Raw genomic sequence first — 18,265 nt, 5'->3', positions numbered from 1 at the left:
AGTGGAGAAAGGATACAAGAAAGGACGGAAAACGCACCTACTGTGCGACTCTGTCCAAGGGCAAGCCAAGGGCAAGAAATTATATGCCCAGCGAAAAGAAACCGTTCATGAAAACAGGAGTTCTTCGACAATCTAAGCAATCGCGCCGGGACCCGTCAGCGTCCCGGCGCGATTGCTCGTGGGGGAAGGGAAAGGTTCAGTCGTAGATGGATTCAGACTCCCATTCGAGAATGGCGCCGCTGTAGGCGTCAATGGTGAATTCGTACTCCATACTGTTGTAATAGATGCTGCCCTCGTAGGTCTGGCGGCCATCGTCAAAGTCCAGGTGCATCCGCAGGTTGGAAGCGGTAGCGCCGGGAACCTTGGCCAGGGCAATGGCCTGAATGTCGGCCTCGGACTTGGCAGAGCCGGTCTGGGGAGCCGTATAGCCTTCGGCATCGTGGTCCATGCTACGGATTTCACCGGTGGCGGCGTTGATCTCATAGTCGTATTCGATACCGCCTGCGTAGAACTCCACCTCATAGACCTTGATGCCGTCATCATAGTCGAGCTTGACTCTCAGATAGCCCGTATCCGCTTCCTTCACGCCGGCGTTGGTCAGGGCGATGGATTTGGCCTTGGTCTCGCCAATGTCTGTACCGGTGGAAGCGCCGGTAGTGGTGCTGCCGCTGGTGGTACCGGAAGTCGTGCCGCCGCTGGTGGTGCCGGCGGCCGTGCCGTTACTGGTCGTGCTGCCGCTGGGAGTATAGCCCTCAATATCCTGGTCCATGCTGCGGATATCGCCGGTGGCGGCGTCGATCTCGTAGTCATACTCCAGTTTGGTGGAGGCTACATAGAATTCCACGTCGTAGACGGCCACGCCGTTGTCAAAGTCGGGCTTTACCACCAGATAGGACGTATCGGCTTCCTTGACCCCAGCGTCGGCCAGGGCGATGGACTTGGCCTTGTTCTCATCGATGGAGGTTCCGGTGGTGGTGCCGGTACTGGTACTGGTGGCGGTGGTGCTGATGTCAGCGGCGTTGCCGGAGCCGGAATTGACGATGCCATTGTTGCGAAGGGTGTCATCCTTTTTGCCCTCGATGACTACGCCGGTCAGGGCGTCCACGTCGTACTCATATTCGGCGGTACCGTCGGAGAATTTCAAATCATAGTAGGCGGTGCCGTTCTTGTCGTCCAGCTCGGCAGTGGTAAAAACGGCGTTGGTGGTGGACACACCGGCGTCGGCCAGGGCGGCGTTTTTGGCGGCGTCCATGCCCACATAGCTGGGGGCCTGGGTCTTGGGAGAGCTGCCGCAGGCGGCCAGGGCCAGGGTCAATGCGGCGGCGGAAAGAGCAATGGTCAGAGTCTTTTTCATAGAAAACACACCTTTCGGGAAGAAGTTTTTTTGTTGTCGTTGTTTCTTTGTAGCCTTATCATAGGCGGGCAAAATTAAAACAACATTAAAACAGTGGGATTATTTTTCTTCCAGCGTGGCGGTCAGTGTGGCGGGGAAGCGAAGGGTAAAACAGCTGCCTTTGCCCTCAGCGCTCTCTACGGTAACCTCACCGCTGTGGAGGTGGGCGATCTGCCGGACCATGGTCAGCCCCAGACCGGTGCCGTTGCTGCCGCTGCGGGATGGGTCCGCCTGGTAGAAGCGGGTAAAAATTTTGTCCAGCCGGTCCGGTGCAATGCCGATGCCGTCGTCCCGGACGCTGAGGAGGATTTCTCCATCCATACGCCGGAGGGTGACCCAGATATTTCCGTTTTTCCGGCCATAACGAATGGCGTTGTTCATCAGATTTTGCAGCAGGCGGCTCAGCAGCATCACATCGAAAACAGCCGTCACGTCGGGCTGAATGTCCGTGTGCAGCGTCGTGCCTTCGGGCAGTCCCGGCTGCTCCTCACAGAGAACCGACACCAATTCACTCAGGTCCGCCTCTTCAAAGGTTGCCCGCTGGGTCCCTTGTTCCAGCCGCGTCATTTGCAAGAGCTGCTGGACCAGAGCCTGCATTTTCCGGGCCTGACGGTCGATCACGGCGATGTCCTGCCGGTGTTCCTCCGGCGTGTCGTGGTGGCTGGCCTCGGCGCACTGGGCCAGAATGACGGCGATGGGGGTCCGCAGTTCATGGGAGGCGTCGGAGGTGAATTGCTTTTCCGCTTCAAAGGACTGCTCCAGCCGGGCAAACATGGAGTCGAAGGCGGTGGCCAACCGGCTTACCTCATCCCGGCCCGGTTTCAGTCCAATGCGCCGGGACAAGTCCCGGCCCTCACCGATGGACTCGGCGGCGGAAACAATTTTTCCCAAGGGGCGGAATGCCGAACGCACCACCACATAGGCGCCCACGCCGCCCACGGCCACCATCAGCAGCAGAAGCACCAGGGAGATTTCCAGAAGATCCTCAGTGACGCCGGTGGATTCCGGCACCTGCATCAAGCCCCGGACCCACAGTCCGTCATCCCAGCCGAAGGGCAGCCAGAAATCCAGAATATAGTATGCGTCTCCGTCAGCGGCGTAATCTGTCCGGAGACTGCCGTTTTCAAAGGCGACATTGTCGGGACTGTCCAACGGCGGCTGACCGGCCAGCAGCGCCCCGCTCTCATTGTAGAGCAGCGTGTACACACCGCTGCGGACAAAGGAAAACCCCTCGCCCATGGATAATGTTCCGTCCTCGGCCTGAGAAACGGCGGTCAGATTGGATCGGACGGTGGTTTCCAGCTGGTTGGCGGCGTTTTCCGTGACAACGGTGCTGGTCACCGACATGAGAAAGAGCAACGACGCTGCCACCAGTACCAGCAGCAGCGCCGTGATCCACGCCGTCAGTTTGACTTTTACGGACATGGTCATTCCTCCCGCAGCACCCACCCGGCGCCCCGCACAGTGTGGATGAGCTTTTTATCAAAGGGGGCGTCCACTTTCTTCCGCAGATAGGCAATATAGACGTCTACCACGTTGGACCCCCCGGCGTAGTCATAATTCCAGATGTGGTTTTCCAGCTGGGACCGGGACAGCACCGCCCCCTTGTTCCGCAGCAGGTATTCGAGAATGGCGTACTCCTTGGCCGACAGGCTGATGGTCTGTCCGGCCCGGGTCACCGTATGGGTCACCGTGTCCAGGCTCAGGTCGCCCGCCGTCAGTACGGTGGTTTTCTGTCCGCCGTACTTGCGGGTGGCCGCCCGGATGCGGGCCAGCAGCTCCGCCATGTCGAAGGGTTTCACCAGATAGTCGTCGGCGCCCAGATCGAGGCCGTCGATCCGGTCCTGGACGCTGTCCAGGGCCGTCAGAAAGATCACCGGCACGGCACAGCCCCGGCTGCGCAATGTGCGCAGCACGGTGCGGCCGTCGGCTTTGGGCATCATAATGTCCAGTAGGATGCAGTCGTAGTCGGCCCCGGCGGCGTACTCCAGGGCGTCGGCGCCGTCATAACAGCTGTCCACACTGTACCCGGCCCGTTCCAATGCCTGTACCATCAGCCGGTTCAGGTCCTGCTCGTCCTCTGCCACCAGAATCCGCATAATACCGCTTCCTTTCTCTTCTCTTTTTAAAACTTAAAGAATCTCCAGCTGCTTGGGGGCCAGGGTCAGATTGGCACAGCCGTCCTTGCGCACCAGGACCATGTCCTCAATGCGGATGCCGTAGGAGCCGGGAATATAGATGCCGGGCTCGGCGGTGACCACGGCCCCCTCGGGCAGGGGCTTTTCGTTGTTGGGATTGGCGTTGGGCGCTTCGTGGATTTCAATGCCCACGCTGTGGCCCAGACCATGGGTGAAATACTGGGCCAGGCCCCGCTCCTCCAGCACGGCCACGGCGGCATTGTGGACGTCACAGCCGGGGGTACCGGCCTTGAATGCGCCGATGGCGGCCAGCTGGGCATCCAGCACAGCCTGATAGCTATGCCGCATTTCGTCGGTGGCATGGCCGATGGCCACGGTCCGGGTCATATCGGAGCAGTAGCCCTGATAGAGCGCGCCGAAATCGAAGGTGACAAATTCACCGTCCTGGAGCGTCTTTTCCGACGGCACACCGTGGGGCATGGAGCCGTTGGGACCGGAGACCACAATGGGGTCGAAGGACACGTTTTCCGCACCGCCGGCCAACATGAGGAACACCAGCCGGGCCGCCAGGAATTTTTCCGTGACGCCGGGACGGATGTCGTTATGGAGCTCCACCCAGGCCTGTTCGGCAATGCGCTGGGCCCGCATCATCCGGGCCACCTCCTCGTCATCCTTGACGGCGCGCAGGCGGTTCATCATGGCCGAAGCGCCGGTGAGCACACAGGGCAGGGCCTCGGCGTAACGGTCGTGGTCGGCCAGGGTCATCGCTTCTTCATCAATGCCCAGCGTTTCGATCTTGTGGTCACGAATGACCTGGGCGAACAATTCTTTATAGGGATGGGCCCGGTCCGTCAGGCCCACATCCGCGCCGGTGATGCGATTACCGGCGGCCTCGATGTAACGGCTGTCGGTCCAGTACCAGGCGTGATCGGGGGTGATGAGACACGCGCCGTCGGTGCCGTAGGAGTCGAAATCCACGGCGTAAAAGCGGTTGGCCCGGCAGGTCAGCAGAACGCCGTCGAGACCGGCGTCGGGCAGGGCCTTCTGAATGGCTGCAATATGATTCATGGGAAATGCCTCCATAGTTATAATCTGATAGGATTCAGTATACCACTGTAACCGTCTGGGAGCAAGTCCCAGCTGTGGAGCGCCGCAAAAAGAACGGTCCCGGCTGCCATCCATGGAGGTGGCGCCGGGACCGCCCGTTTCAGGCCGGAAAGCGTCCGTACAAAAAAGTTATGTCTGAAAGTGAAACCATGGGATATGGTGTACCAGCCACACGGCCAGGAAGGCCGCCGCCAGTCCTACCAGCCATCCGGCGATGACATCCGACGGGTAGTGGACCACCAGATACATCCGGGACAGGCCCATAAGCCCTGCCGCGATGAGGCACGGCCACAGCCGCCGCTTATTCAATAGAAACAGTGCCACCATGGCGGCCGTGGCGGCGGTGGTGTGGCCCGAGGGGAAGGAGTGGTCCGACTCCAGTTCGCTGCCGGCCTCCTGCCACCACTGATAGATAACGCGGCTGTCATCGGCGTAGGGCCGCTCCCGGGCCACCAGCGGCTTCAACGCCACATTGGTAAACAAGGCCCCGATGGCGATGGCCAACAGCACCGCTACACCGTAGTGGCGGGTTTTGGAGAGGATGGTCAATACCAGGCCCAGCGCAATCAGGCCCACACCGGCGGCGCCAAAGAGGTCCAGACCTCGAGCCAAGGGGCCCAGTACGCTGTCGGCGGCGCTCTGCTGCAGGGCGTGGACCGCTTTCAGTACGGCGGTGTCGAAGTCCAGCAGGGCGGAATCCAGCCACAGGGCTGCGGTCGTAGGTTCCATAGGTTGTAAGGCTCCTTTCGAGGGGTTTTGCCCATTGTACCGTATTTTTGCGCCATGCACAAGGACCGCATATCCTTTTTGGCATAAGTTCATAAATATTTCAAAAAAGACCTATTGACAACTGCGGGGGAGAGTGGTAAAGTACAGTTAGCACTCGAGGATGGTGAGTGCTAAAAGAAGTGAGGAGGCGCAGGACATGGAATTGACCGAGCGGAAAAAGAAAATCCTTCGGGCCATCGTGGACTGCTACATCCAGACGGCGGAGCCGGTGGGCTCCAAGGCCATCGCGTCCATGCCGGGCATGGACGTCTCCTCGGCCACCATCCGCAATGAGATGGCGGACCTGACCGAGATGGGCTATCTGGAACAGCCCCATACGTCGGCAGGACGCATTCCCTCGCCCGCCGGTTACCGGCTGTACGTCAACGAATTGATGGAGGGCTACCGGCTGTCCATCGACGAGACCCAGAGCCTCAACGAGGCCATGGAGCTGAAGCTCCAGGAGTTCGACAAGGTCATGAGCCAGGTGGGCAAGATGGTTTCCAACTGGACCAACCTCCCGGCCTATGCCGTGACGTCCAGAGTGGGGCGGCTGCCCACGGTCAAGCACTTTGAGATTCTCAGCGCCGACACCGGCAGCTTTATCCTGGTGGTCATGACCAACACGGAGACCGTTAAGAACAAGCTCATCAAGCTGCCCCTGAACATTCAGGAACAGGATTTGAAGCTGCTGTCGGCGGTTCTCAACGCCAGCCTCACCGATTTGAGTGCCGAGCAGATCACACCGGAGATTCTGAGCAAAATCCGAAAATCCGCCGGAGCCGCCGCCGATCTGGTGCCCATCATCGTGGATTACACGGTGCGGGTCCTCCAGGAGCAGCAGCACAGCGACGTGTATCTGACAGGACAGATGAAGCTGCTGGGCCAGCCCGAATACCGGGATGTGGAAAAGGCCCAGGAAGTGCTGTCCACCCTGGACGAAGAGGTCATCGCCAATCTTCCGGCTCCCACCGACGGGCCGGTACAGATTCTCGTGGGACCGGAAAACATCGCCAAGGAGTTGAAAGATACGTCCGTGGTCATGACCCGGTTCGACATCGGCGACGGCATGCAGGGCATGATCGGCGTGGTGGGACCCACCCGCATGGATTACGCCCAGGTTACGGCCCGACTCAGCTATTTCGCAGAAGGTCTCGGCCGTATGTTTGGAAAGAATGAATTACCGCCGGCCAAAGAGTCCGACGGCGGTACGGAATAAAGGATGTGTATCACCATCATGGCAAAGGAAACCAAGCAGAATCCCCAGGCCCAGGAGCCGGAGGAGCAGGAAGTGGAGGAAGCCGTTGAGACGGCTGAAACCGCCCAGGAGCCGGAAAACACCGACGCCCAGCGGCAGCAGCTGGAACAGCAGCTCCGGGAGGAGCAGGATAAATACCTGCGGCTCCTGGCCGAGTACGACAACTTCCGCAAGCGGAGCCAGAAGGAAAAGGACAATCTCTACACCGACATCCGGGTGGAGACCGTGTCCAAGTTCCTGCCGGTCTACGACAATCTGGAGCGGGCCTTGAACCAGCCCACCGCCGACGAGGCGTACAAAAAGGGCGTGGAAATGACCATGACCGGCCTGATGGAAGTGCTGGAAAAGTTGGGCGTGGAGTCCTTCGGCAACGTGGGCGACACCTTCGACCCCAATATGCACAACGCCGTCATGCACTGTGAAGACGAGAACTTCGCGGAGAATGTTCTGTGCGAAGTGTTCCAGAAGGGCTTCCGCATCGGCGAAAAGGTCGTCCGCTTCGCCATGGTCCGCGTGGCCAACTGACGGAATTGCCGTCACTGAATTTGTAAATACTAGGTTTTATATAGTAGGAGGAATTGATTATGTCTAAGATTATCGGTATCGATCTCGGTACGACTAACTCTTGCGTCGCCGTTATGGAAGGCGGCGAACCCGTTGTCATCGCCAACGCCGAAGGCAACCGCACCACTCCCTCTGTCGTGGCGTTCTCCAAGACCGGCGAGCGTATGGTGGGCCAGGTGGCAAAGCGCCAGGCCGTCACCAACCACGACCGCACCATTTCGTCCATCAAGCGTCACATGGGTTCTGATTACCGTGTGACCATTGACGATAAGAAGTACACCCCCCAGGAGATCAGCGCCATGATCCTGCAGAAGCTGAAGGCAGACGCCGAGGCTTACCTGGGCGGCCCCGTCACCGAGGCGGTTATCACCGTTCCCGCATACTTTAACGACGCCCAGCGTCAGGCCACCAAGGACGCCGGCAAGATCGCCGGCCTGGAGGTCAAGCGTATTATCAACGAGCCCACCGCTGCGGCTCTGGCTTACGGCGTGGACAAGGAAAGCGACCAGAAGATCATGGTCTACGACCTGGGCGGCGGCACCTTCGATGTGTCCATCCTGGAGATCGGCGACGGCGTTATTGAGGTTCTGGCCACCAACGGCGACACCCATCTGGGCGGCGATGACTTCGACGAAGAGATCATCAAGTACCTGATTGCAGAGTTCAAGAAGGCCGAGGGCATCGACCTGAGCAACGATAAGGTTGCCATGCAGCGTCTGAAAGAGGCCGCCGAGAAGGCCAAGATCGAGCTGTCCGGCGTCACCACCACCAACATCAACCTGCCCTATATCACCGCCGACGCCACCGGCCCCAAGCACCTGGATGTGACCCTGACCCGGGCCAAATTCAATGAGCTGACCGCCCGTCTGGTGGACGCCACCATGGGCCCTGTCCGTCAGGCCATGGCCGACGCCGGCATCACCGCCAGCGATCTGAACAAGGTCCTGCTGGTGGGCGGCTCCACCCGTATCCCCGCTGTGCAGGAGGCTGTCAAGAGCATCACCGGCAAGGAAGGCTTCAAGGGCATCAATCCCGATGAGTGTGTGGCCGTGGGCGCTGCCATTCAGGGCGGCGTGCTGGGCGGCGACGTCAAGGGCCTGCTGCTGCTGGATGTCACCCCCCTGAGCCTGGGCATCGAGACCATGGGCGGCGTGTTCACCAAGCTCATTGAGCGGAACACCACCATCCCCACCAAGAAGAGCCAGATCTTCTCCACTGCCGCCGACAACCAGCCCTCCGTTGAGGTCCATGTGTTGCAGGGCGAGCGTGAGATGGCCGCTTACAACAAGACCCTGGGCAAGTTCCAGCTGACCGGCATTGCTCCCGCTCCCCGCGGCGTGCCGCAGATCGAGGTCACCTTCGACATCGACGCCAACGGTATTGTCAACGTGTCCGCCAAGGACCTGGGCACCGGCGCCGAGCAGAAGATCACCATTACCGCTTCCACCAACCTGTCCAAGGAGGACATCGACAAGGCCGTCAAGGAGGCCGAGCAGTATGCCGCCGAGGATAAGGCCCGTAAGGACGAGGTGGACACCCGGAATACCGCCGATCAGGTCATCTACCAGACCGAGAAGACCCTGAACGATCTGGGCGACAAGCTCACCGACAGCGACAAGGCGCCTGTCCAGGCTGCTGTGGAGAAGCTGAAGGAGACCGTCAAGGGCTCCGACGTCCAGGCCATTAAGACGGCCACCGACGATGTGCAGAAGGCCCTCCAGGCCATCGGCGAGAAGATCTACCAGGCTGCCGGCGCTGCCCAGCAGCAGGGCGCTCCCGACGCAGGTGCTGCCGCCGGTCAGAACAATGACGGCGTTGTGGATGCCGACTACGAGGTCGTGGACGACAACCAGTAATAAAAGGGCAACCCCGCACGATTGTGTCTGCGGCCCTGGCTGGCTCTTTTGCCCCAACTGTGCAGTTTGCAAATCTTGAAATACATCCAGTATTCCGGCGATTTCCAAACTTTCATTTGGAACAAAATAGACGCAGCCAGTGCTCTTGCCAAATCGTGCGGCGCAGCCCGACAAGTAAATTGGATTTTTCCAGCCCCCGCGGCCCGGCCCGGGGGCTGGCTTCCCGTAACAATATTATCACCAGATAAGAGGTGAATCCCCATGGCAAACGAGAACAAAAGAGACTATTATGAGGTGCTGGGCGTAGAAAAGAGCGCATCCGACGCCGAATTGAAAAAGGCTTACCGCAAGCTGGCCATGAAATATCACCCGGACCAGAACCCCGGCGACAAGGCTGCCGAGGAGCGGTTCAAGGAGGTCAACGAGGCCTATGAGGTCCTGTCGGACCCGGACAAGAAGGCTCGCTATGACCAGTACGGCTTTGCCGGTGTGGACCCCAACTTCAACCCCGGCGGGTTTGGCGGCGGCTTTGGCGGCGGCGGTGGCTTCGGCTTCGGCGACCTGGGCGATATTTTCGGTGACTTCTTCGGCTTTGGCGGCGGCGGCAGCAGTTCCGCCCGGCGCAACGCGCCCCAGAAGGGCCAGAATATCATGGCCCAGGTGGAGATCACCTTTGAAGAAGCCGCGTTCGGCGTCGAAAAGGAGATCACCGTGCCTGTCATCGAGGAGTGCGCCAAGTGCCACGGCTCCGGCTGTGCCGACGGCAGCGCGCCGGAGACCTGTACGACCTGTAACGGCACCGGTACGGTCCGCACCACCCGCCAGACGGCCTTCGGCACCTTTGCCCAGCAGTCGGCCTGTCCCAAGTGCGGCGGCACGGGCAAAATCATCAAGAACCCCTGCCCCACCTGTAAGGGCAAGGGCAAGGTCCGCCGCAACAAGAAAATGACGGTGAAGATTCCCGCCGGTATCGACCACGGCCAGAGCGTCCGTATCCGCGGCGAGGGCAACGTGGGCTCCAACGGCGGTCCCAGAGGCGACCTATTGGTGACTGTGGCCGTCCAGCGCCACAAATTCTTTGAGCGCGACGGCGCCAACATCCTCTGTCAAATCCCCATTACATTTACGCAGGCGGCTTTGGGCGCCGATATCGATGTGGAAACCCTGGACGGCAAGGTCCGCTACCACATCCCCGAGGGTACTCAGACCGGCACCACCTTCCGCCTCAAGGGCAAGGGTATGTACAATGTGGGCTATAAGACCCGCGGCGACCAGTATGTGACCGTGGTGGTCCGTACGCCCACCAAGCTGACCAAGGCCCAGAAGGAGCTGCTGCGCCAGCTGGAGAATGCCCCCGACGACGACGCGGAGCCGTCCAAAATAAAAGGGTTCTTTGAGAAGCTCAAGGATAACTTTGAAAGTTGAGCGCCTGTGGGGCGGTGCCCTATACCCCGGCAATTCTTTGACAAAGTTGAGTGAAACGTTCAATGGCCGTGGATTCTTATGGAATCCGCGGCCATAAAATTCTATATGGAGGATATCATTCTGCGACAGACTCGGCCCAGGAATTATCCACCACGTCTTCAAAGGCCACCCGTTCGCTCAGCTCTCCGGCCTGCTCCATGACGTCCATGAGGCGGTCCAAAGACTCCGGCTCCATGACCGGCGTGGCGTTCCAGGCGTCAATATCCAGATGGCGCTGGCATACGGTTTCCAGAACATCCAGATCGGTGTCGGGGAACTGGGGCTCAATGGCCTCGGCAATCTCTGCTGCCGTGTGGGTCAGCACCCACTCCTGGCCCCGGGCAATGGCGCGGGTCATGGACTCAATGATCTCCGGGTGTTCCTCCATGTAGCTCTCATTGGCAAAGAAGGCTGTGTAGGGAATTTCGCCGCTCTCCTGGCCGATGGAGGCCAGAATATAGCCCTTGCCCTCCTGCACCACCTGGGTGGCCGTGGGTTCAAACAGGGCCACATAGTCGCCGGTGCCGCCGGTGAAGGCCCCCGCCATCATATTGAACTGGATGGAGGTGTCCACCACGGCATCCTCATGGGGAATGACGCCGTTTTGCCGCATGACGTATTCCAGCGTCATCTCCGGGACGCCGCCCTTGCGGCCGCCGAGGATGGTGGTACCCTTGAGATTCTCCCACGAAAATTCCTCATCGGTGCGGCCCACCAGGAAGGAGCCGTCCCGCTTGGTCAGCTGGGCGAAGATCTTCGGCGCGTCCTCCCGGCCCTCCAGATGGACGTAGATACAGGCTTCCGGCCCGGCCAGGCCGATGTCCGACTGACCCGCCAGAACGGCAGTCATGACCTTGTCGGCGCCGCCGCCGTTGGTCAGCTCCAGCTGCAACCCCTCCTCCTCGAAGAAGCCCAGCTCCAAGGCCGCGTAGAAGGGGGCGTAGAATACCGAATGGGTCACTTCGTTGACCGATACGGTGGTCAGGTCCTCTTTCTTGCCGCAGCCGGCCAGGGTGCTCAAGAGCAGCACCAGGGCCGTCATTCCCATGATAATTCGTTTCATACTGTCACTCCCATATATTTTTTCAGCACCTTTTCCAGCCACAGGATGCACCAGTACATCAGTGCAGCCGCAGCGGCCAGGAGCAGTACCGTCGCCATGACCAGGTCCATCTGAAAGACCTGGGAGCCGTAGACAATCAGATACCCCAGTCCGGCCCGGGACACGAGGAACTCACCCATGATGACGCCAACCCAGGAAAGACCCACATTGACCTTGAGGGCGTTGATCATGGTGGTAAAATTGGCGGGCAGTACCAGTTTCAAGAGAATCTGCCGCCGGGTGGCCCCCAAGGTCCGCATGAGGCGGATTTTCTGGGGGTCCGTGGAGAGAAAGCCGTTGTGCATTTCCAAAATGGTCACAATCAGGGAAATGGCCAGGGTCATGGCGATGATGGAGCCGGGACCGGCTCCCATCCACACGATAAACACCGGCCCCAGGGCCGTCTTGGGCAATGCGTTGAGCACCACCAGATAGGGGTCCAAAACTTTGGAAAGAAAGGGACTCCACCAGAGTAAAATGGCAATGACGGTACCCAGCAGCGTCCCCAGGACAAAGCCCGCCACGGTCTCGCCGACAGAGGTGCCCACATGGAGCAGCAGCTCCCCGGACACCGCCAGGTCCACCAGCGTCGCCCAAACACGGCTGGGACTGCTGAAAATAAAGGCGTCGATCAGACCGGTTCGGGCCGCTCCCTCCCAAGCGGCAAAGAGGGCCAGCAACAGCCCGATGCGCAGCAGCAGCACGGCCGCCTTTCGTTGCTTCCGCTTTTTTAAGTACAGTTGCCGCTGCGGCGACAAAACCTGCTCATCCATGGGTGTCCAGCTCCTTCCAGATGGCGTTGAAATAGTAGCGAAACGCCGGGTGGTCCCGCCGTTCCAGGGGCGGCAGGTGGCGCAGTTCCGCCAGGTCGTAGATGGCCCGGACGGTGGCGGGGCGGTTGGACAGGACCACAATGCGGTCCGACAGGCTGATGCTCTCGGAGATGTCATGGGTCACCAGCAGGGCCGTCTTGCCCTCCTGACGGATGATGGCGTAGATGTCTGCCGATACCGAAAGCCGTGTCTGATAGTCCAGCGCCGAAAAGGGCTCATCCAGCAGGAGGATTTTGGGGTCCGTGGCCAGAGTGCGGATCAGGGCGCACCGCTGCCGCATGCCGCCGGACAGCTGAGACGGCGTCTTGTGGGCAAATTCCGCCAGACCATACCGGTCCAGCAGGTCCTTTGCCCGTTCCATGCCTTCTTTCCGCCCGGTCCGGTGGAGCTCCGGGCCCAGCGTCACGTTGGCCCAGATGGTCCGCCAGGGGAACAGCTGATCCTTCTGGGGCATATATCCGATTTTCTGCGAGGGCCCCGTCACGGCTTCGCCGTCCACCAGAGCCCGGCCGCCGGAGGGCTGCTCCAGCCCGGCGATTACCGACAGCAGCGTCGATTTCCCGCAGCCGGACGGCCCCACCAGACTGACAAACTCCCCCTGGGCCAGGGAAAAGCTGACGTCCCGCAGAGCCTCCACCTGGCCGTCGGGCGATTGGTATGTGAGATCGATTTGATCCAGTTGCACGATCATGCCGATTCATGGCTCCTTCCGTCGATTTGGAGCAGGAACGCTCCATGACCCATCCTATGACTTTTGGTAAAATGTGTGCAAACCCTTCTGAAATTGTGCAGATTCCATAAAAAATACAGAGGTGATTTCCGAGAAATTCGGCACGTTTTTGGCGAAATTCTGTACCACTTTTTCGTATCCTGTGATAGAATAACAGTAATCGGGTTTACCGATTTCATTTTTAAATCTAAGTTAGATGGAGGTAACCGGATGAAGCAAGAGAGCCATCGTCGACTGGGCCGGTATCTGATCGAGCAGTTGGACAACCAGCCCAAGCGCCGCCATGCCAAAGCATTCCTCATTGGGTGCATCGAGCCAGACCGCAACCCCTTTACCTACCTGAAAGGTTCGATCCGTGCAAAATGGTTCTACGGTCACAACTATCAAAATGCCCAGCGCTGGATTGAGAAGACCATCCGCCGTCTTCAAAAGAAGAGCAACTGGAACCTCTTTGATTACTACCGCCTCGGTTTGGTGATTCATTACACCTCCGACGCCTTTACCTACGTCCACAACAACTGCTTCAACGAACCCATCAGCGAGCATTTGGCCTATGAAAACCAACTGCAGCAGATGTTCTTCCAGCGGATGGAGGAATTCCGCGTTCGCCATGAGGCCCGCATGCGGGATATCAACGAAGTGTTCCGCAATCTCCACAACCAGTATCTGGAGGTCAGCGCCGATGTGCATCGGGACTGCCAGTACATTCTGGAGATGACCAACCGGATTTTCCGGCAGCTGCTGCCCGAGGCCGCCGCAGAATTGGCATAATCAACAAGAGGATGCTGGAGACAGCATCCTCGTTTTTTACAAATCTTACAATTTCAAATCTCCGCAAAGTTACAGGAATTTTACAATACTTTGCATTGACACGTTCCTATAAGCGTGGTATGATATGACACATCCAAGGCAATCGAGGTGACAGTGTTGGAATTGGCTCTGCGACAGAATGGAGAATCTCTTTTGGACTGGATGGCCAGACAGATATCCTGCGAATATCTTTCCGATCTGCGTCAGCTAACAGAACAGCAGCGGAAAAATCTGAGCGCTGCTCTGAAGCCTGTAAAGGCGGATGAGAGTGAGCTCCGCCAGTGGAACGATGCGCTTACCTATCTGTTTCACGATTCCGCAGCCCAGAAGACGGCGGCGGCGGCACGGGAGATGCTCCTGCGACAACTCAACAATCAGCGGCAGCGGTGATGCTGCCGTTTTTTGCTGTGCAAAACAGAACAGATACCATTTTCTCGCCTCTGTGGGGCAACCGAACATGATGTACGAAAGCTTGCTGCGCATTTTATGATGGAACGGTTTCATGGTGCGCTGAAAGTGCGTGAAATTTTATGCACTTCTGGTTTAGAAGCTGGAAAATTCGGGCATTCTATCCCCGGAGGTGCAAAACATGCAAAATCAACCGAAACAACCATTGGAAGCCATTGTGAAGTTCTTCAAGGATAAGGGATACTACATGGTACTGGCCCTGTGCGTGGCCGCCGTCGGCGTGTCCGGCTATCTGTTTGTACGGACGGCGTCGGATACGGAGCCTGTGGGGGAACAGCCCACCCTGTCGGTACCCCTGACTACCGAGAAGGACGAAGAAACCGTCAAGCCCCAGGCCAACCAGCGGCCCGTGGTTGCCACCGACGGGGCCGAGGCCCTGACGGAGGACAACATGGAGACGGTCCAGGAGGAGCAGCCGGAGGTCAAGACCATTACGGTGCGGCCCCTGGAGGGAGACACCGTGGGCAACTACTCTGTGGACGCTCTGGCGTATAACACCACCACGCAGGACTGGAGAACCCATGAGGGAATCGACATTGCCGCCGCCGCCGGTACTGAGGTGGTAGCCGCCCGGGCAGGCACCGTATCCGCCGTCTATGAGGACGACGCCTTTGGTACTACGGTGGTGGTGGACCACGGCGACGGCTATGAGAGCCGTTACGCCAGTCTGAACGCCGAGCCTGCTGTGGCCGTGGGCGATGTGGTGGATGCCGGCGATGTGCTGGGCACGGTAGGCACCACGGCAACGGTGGAACTGGCCGAAGACAGCCACCTGCACTTTGCCGTTTACCACAACGGCCAGACCGCCGACCCGGAGCAATTCCTGGCCGGTGCATAAGGAAATTCACAAGAAATCAAGGTTTTTACAAAAAATTCCGGGCTCCAGGGGCAAAGCCCCCGGCCACGCCCGCCGCAGCGGGCAAAATACTCCATCCTCCCCCAACCACCTGCCGCAGTGGACAGAATCCCTGCGACAAACCCGAAACGGCCCCGTCCCCACCCCGTGCAGGGGTGACGGACAGGGCCGTTCAACATATTTTTCCACTGGATTTTTGGGGATTTTCCACTTAAAATGTAGCATATTGCCATCAATAGGAGGATATTCCCTTGCACCATCAGTACATATTTCGGACGGCGGCGGCACTGCTGTGCGCCGCTGTGCTGGCCGCGCCTGCCCAGGCGCGGGTCAGCCTTTCCTATATCAACGGCCCCGGTTCCGCCTCTGCCGTATCGTCGGCCCAGGGGGCTTTGAATCAGGTCAGCCCTGCCTGGCTGGAACTGAATCCGGACGGCAGTTTGCGGCTGACGGGGGCCAGCCGGTCCTTTGTGGAGGAGATGCACCAACAGGACATGGCCGTGCTGCCGTTCCTTTCCAATCACTGGGACCGGACATTGGGGCAGGCAGCGCTGGACAATCGGGAAGTCTTGACGGATCAGCTGGCGCAGGTGGTCCGGGACTACGATTTGGACGGCATCAGTCTGGATTTGGAGAATATGACCGGCGAGCACGCCGATGCGTATACGGACATGGTGCGGCTTCTGCGGCAAAAGCTGCCGGAGGGTAAACAGATTGCCGTAGCAGTGGCGGCCAATCCCCGGAATTTCACCACCGGCTGGCATGCTTCCTATGATTATGCGGGTCTGGCGGAGTGGGCCGATTATCTGATGCTGATGACCTACGATGAGCACTACCGCGGCGGCGAGGCCGGACCGGTGGCGTCGGTGAACTTTGTGGAACAGAGTATCCGCTATGCGTTGGAGCGGGTCCCGGCAGAACAGCTGGTTCTGGGTGTGGCGTTTTACGGCCGCATTTGGGGCAAGGACAATGTGGATGTCCGCGGTGTGGGGATTCGGGAGGTGCAGATTGCTCAGCTTTTGGAGCAATACGGCACCGGTACAGATTACGATAAAACAGCGGCGGCCACCGTGTCCACTCTGGTCATCCCGGAGACAGCCACCGTGAATGTGGCCGGGGTGCCCCTGTTGGCAGGAGAGTATACTATCTGGCACAGCGGCGCCCAGGGACGGAAGGAGATTCTAAAGCTGGTGGAGGCGTACGACCTGCTGGGGGCAGGCAGCTGGAGTTTGGGCCAGGAGACCGCCGATACCTGGGCGTATTACAGTCTGTGGCTCCACGGAGCGTATTTTGACGATCTGGTGGGCCATTGGAGCCGGAACCATGTGGCCCAGGCGGTCCACGAGGGCTGGGTCCGGGGGGTGGATGAGGACCGGTTTGCCCCGGAGAGCACCCTGACCCGTGCGCAGACGGCGGCCCTGCTGGCCCGTCTGCTGGATTTGCCCGCCGGAACGGCGGCCTTTACCGATACGGCGGGCCATTGGGCTGAGGCGGACATTGCCGCCGCTGCGGCCGCCGGACTGGTGGAGGGCAGGGGAGCGGGTATCTTTGCCCCGGACGCCCCGGTGACCCGGCAGGAGCTGGCCCTGATGCTTTACCGGGCCGCCGAGTCTCCCGAGATTGACGGCGACGTGTTGAGAGACTACAGCGACGGCGGAAGCGTCAGCGATTGGGCGAAACCGGCCATGGCCTGGGCTGTGGAGCAGGGGATTCTCACAGGCAGCGGCGGGAAGCTGCTGCCCCGGACCGGCACCACCCGCGCCCAGGCGGTGACGCTGCTGGGACGGTACGCCGGGACCCTTTGACAGCAGAGACCCCGTGGAGTATACTGGAGGTAAACACAACTTAGGAGGGACTCTGTTATGAATCTGGGTATTTTGGGTGCGGGACGCATTGCCGTCACCATGGCCGAGACGGTCCGGAAGCTCAATGAAAGCGGGAACCACGACGTGAAGCTGTACGCGGTGGCAGCCCGGGACCTGGACCGTGCTCAGCGATTTGCCGCTGACAATGGCGTGGAAAAAGCCTATGGCTCCTACGAGGCCATGCTGTCGGACCCGGCCCTGGACTTTGTGTATATCGCCACGCCCCATTCCCACCACTATCAGCACATCAAGCTATGTGCCGACCACGGCAAGCACATTCTCTGTGAGAAAGCCTTTACGGTTACGGCCCGGCAGGCCGACGACGCCATCCGCTACGCCAAGGAGAAGGGCGTGCTGGTCACCGAAGCCATCTGGACCCGGTATCAGCCCATGCGGCAGACCATCAACGAGGTCCTGGGTTCCGGCGTCATCGACCAGCCCAAGATGCTGACGGCCAACCTGTGCTATGCCATTACCGATAAGGAACGGATGGTGTTGCCGGAACTGGCCGGCGGTGCGCTGCTGGATGTGGGCATCTACGCGCTGAACTTTGCCGAAATGGTGTTCGGTCATGCCGACGGTCTCCAGGGCAGCTGCACCAAGAACGAGAACGGCGTGGACATGACCGACAGTATGACGCTGACGTGGAACGATGGCCGGGTGGCGGTGCTCAACGCGGCGGCTACCTGTGTGTCGGACCGGTTCGGCATCGTCTACGGCACCAAGGGCTACATGGTGGTGGACAACATCAACAATCCCCAGGGGCTCAAGGTCTACAATGACCGCTATGAGCTGGTACAGAGTATGGACTGCCCGGCCCAGCTGACAGGCTACGAGTACGAGGTACTGGAAACGGCCCGGTGTATATCCGAGGGCCTGTTGGAGTGCCCCTCCATGCCCCATAGCGAGACCATCCATATGATGGAGGTTATGGACGCCCTGCGTGCGCAGATGGCCGTGCGCTATCCCTGCGAAGGCCTCAATTAAAAGTTTTACTCGATTTTTTTCTATGGGGCAACTTACCGCCGATGTGTCTGCGGGTGTCGCCGGGCC

Annotated in this window: 17 protein-coding genes; 9 read left to right on the top strand and 8 right to left on the bottom strand. The window is 59.6% G+C overall.

From position 1 onward, the window contains the following. Window positions 1-196: 196 nt before the first annotated feature. The 5 genes from ACTQ33_RS05120 to ACTQ33_RS05100 form a co-directional block, all read right to left on the bottom strand. Window positions 197-1,354 (bottom strand): PepSY domain-containing protein, encoded by a 1,158-nt coding sequence (locus ACTQ33_RS05120; RefSeq protein WP_441462681.1) that lies wholly within the window; start codon window positions 1,352-1,354, stop codon window positions 197-199. Between the two features lie 99 nt (window positions 1,355-1,453). Next, entirely contained in the window at window positions 1,454-2,818 is a 1,365-nt protein-coding gene (locus tag ACTQ33_RS05115; protein WP_441462680.1) for a sensor histidine kinase, read from the bottom strand. A 2-nt stretch (window positions 2,819-2,820) separates the two neighbouring features. Beyond that, window positions 2,821-3,492: a response regulator transcription factor gene (locus tag ACTQ33_RS05110; protein ID WP_441462679.1), complete on the bottom strand. Its 672-nt coding sequence runs from the start codon at window positions 3,490-3,492 to the stop codon at window positions 2,821-2,823. A 33-nt stretch (window positions 3,493-3,525) separates the two neighbouring features. Continuing rightward, window positions 3,526-4,599, bottom strand: a complete 1,074-nt coding sequence (locus tag ACTQ33_RS05105) for a M24 family metallopeptidase (RefSeq protein ID WP_441462677.1) — start codon at window positions 4,597-4,599, stop codon at window positions 3,526-3,528. Window positions 4,600-4,767: 168 nt separating this feature from the next. After that, a complete protein-coding gene (locus tag ACTQ33_RS05100) occupies window positions 4,768-5,367 on the bottom strand; it encodes a phosphatase PAP2 family protein (protein WP_441462675.1) in 600 nt (199 codons plus the stop codon). Window positions 5,368-5,563: 196 nt separating this feature from the next. Here ACTQ33_RS05100 and hrcA point away from each other — a divergent pair, with 196 nt between their 5' ends. The 4 genes from hrcA (at window position 5,564) to dnaJ (ending at window position 10,509) form a co-directional block, all read left to right on the top strand. Further along, window positions 5,564-6,625 (top strand): heat-inducible transcriptional repressor HrcA, encoded by a 1,062-nt coding sequence (hrcA, locus tag ACTQ33_RS05095; protein ID WP_441462673.1) that lies wholly within the window; start codon window positions 5,564-5,566, stop codon window positions 6,623-6,625. 18 nt (window positions 6,626-6,643) lie between these two features. Beyond that, window positions 6,644-7,189 (top strand): nucleotide exchange factor GrpE, encoded by a 546-nt coding sequence (grpE, locus tag ACTQ33_RS05090; RefSeq protein WP_441462672.1) that lies wholly within the window; start codon window positions 6,644-6,646, stop codon window positions 7,187-7,189. A 59-nt stretch (window positions 7,190-7,248) separates the two neighbouring features. Continuing rightward, window positions 7,249-9,084, top strand: a complete 1,836-nt coding sequence (gene dnaK, locus ACTQ33_RS05085) for a molecular chaperone DnaK (protein WP_441462670.1) — start codon at window positions 7,249-7,251, stop codon at window positions 9,082-9,084. Window positions 9,085-9,345: 261 nt separating this feature from the next. Beyond that, window positions 9,346-10,509 carry a molecular chaperone DnaJ gene (gene dnaJ / locus ACTQ33_RS05080; RefSeq protein ID WP_441462668.1) on the top strand — a complete coding sequence of 388 codons (1,164 nt, stop codon included), beginning with the start codon at window positions 9,346-9,348 and terminating at the stop codon, window positions 10,507-10,509. Window positions 10,510-10,624: 115 nt separating this feature from the next. Here the strand turns inward: dnaJ and ACTQ33_RS05075 are convergent, their stop codons facing one another. The 3 genes from ACTQ33_RS05075 to ACTQ33_RS05065 are packed head-to-tail and all read right to left on the bottom strand — an operon-like array spanning window position 10,625 to window position 13,174. Then, a complete protein-coding gene (locus ACTQ33_RS05075) occupies window positions 10,625-11,611 on the bottom strand; it encodes an ABC transporter substrate-binding protein (protein ID WP_441462666.1) in 987 nt (328 codons plus the stop codon). Next, the gene (locus tag ACTQ33_RS05070; protein ID WP_441462664.1) at window positions 11,608-12,423 is read right to left on the bottom strand and encodes an ABC transporter permease; all 816 of its coding nucleotides are present in this window, start codon (window positions 12,421-12,423) and stop codon (window positions 11,608-11,610) included. Before ACTQ33_RS05070 ends, ACTQ33_RS05075 begins: the two co-directional genes overlap by 4 nt. Then, entirely contained in the window at window positions 12,416-13,174 is a 759-nt protein-coding gene (locus ACTQ33_RS05065; protein WP_441462662.1) for an ABC transporter ATP-binding protein, read from the bottom strand. Before ACTQ33_RS05065 ends, ACTQ33_RS05070 begins: the two co-directional genes overlap by 8 nt. Window positions 13,175-13,423: 249 nt before the next feature. On the opposite strand from ACTQ33_RS05065, the gene ACTQ33_RS05060 reads away from it, so the two are divergent. From ACTQ33_RS05060 to ACTQ33_RS05040, 5 genes are all read left to right on the top strand, one after another. Next, a complete protein-coding gene (locus tag ACTQ33_RS05060) occupies window positions 13,424-13,984 on the top strand; it encodes a zinc dependent phospholipase C family protein (RefSeq protein ID WP_441462660.1) in 561 nt (186 codons plus the stop codon). 156 nt (window positions 13,985-14,140) lie between these two features. After that, window positions 14,141-14,413, top strand: coding sequence for a hypothetical protein (locus ACTQ33_RS05055; protein ID WP_441462658.1), 273 nt, complete (start codon window positions 14,141-14,143; stop codon window positions 14,411-14,413). Window positions 14,414-14,612: 199 nt separating this feature from the next. Next, window positions 14,613-15,329 carry a peptidoglycan DD-metalloendopeptidase family protein gene (locus tag ACTQ33_RS05050; protein ID WP_441462657.1) on the top strand — a complete coding sequence of 239 codons (717 nt, stop codon included), beginning with the start codon at window positions 14,613-14,615 and terminating at the stop codon, window positions 15,327-15,329. Between the two features lie 269 nt (window positions 15,330-15,598). Further along, window positions 15,599-17,152, top strand: coding sequence for an S-layer homology domain-containing protein (locus ACTQ33_RS05045; RefSeq protein ID WP_441462655.1), 1,554 nt, complete (start codon window positions 15,599-15,601; stop codon window positions 17,150-17,152). Window positions 17,153-17,209: 57 nt separating this feature from the next. Continuing rightward, window positions 17,210-18,199, top strand: coding sequence for a Gfo/Idh/MocA family protein (locus ACTQ33_RS05040; RefSeq protein ID WP_441462653.1), 990 nt, complete (start codon window positions 17,210-17,212; stop codon window positions 18,197-18,199). The last annotated feature ends 66 nt before the right edge of the window (window positions 18,200-18,265 follow it).

Origin of the sequence: Candidatus Avoscillospira sp. LCP25S3_F1 (genome assembly GCF_052117125.1) — a bacterium.
GTDB lineage: Bacteria > Bacillota > Clostridia > Oscillospirales > Oscillospiraceae > Avoscillospira_A.
This window is presented reverse-complemented; position numbering and strand designations above follow the sequence as displayed.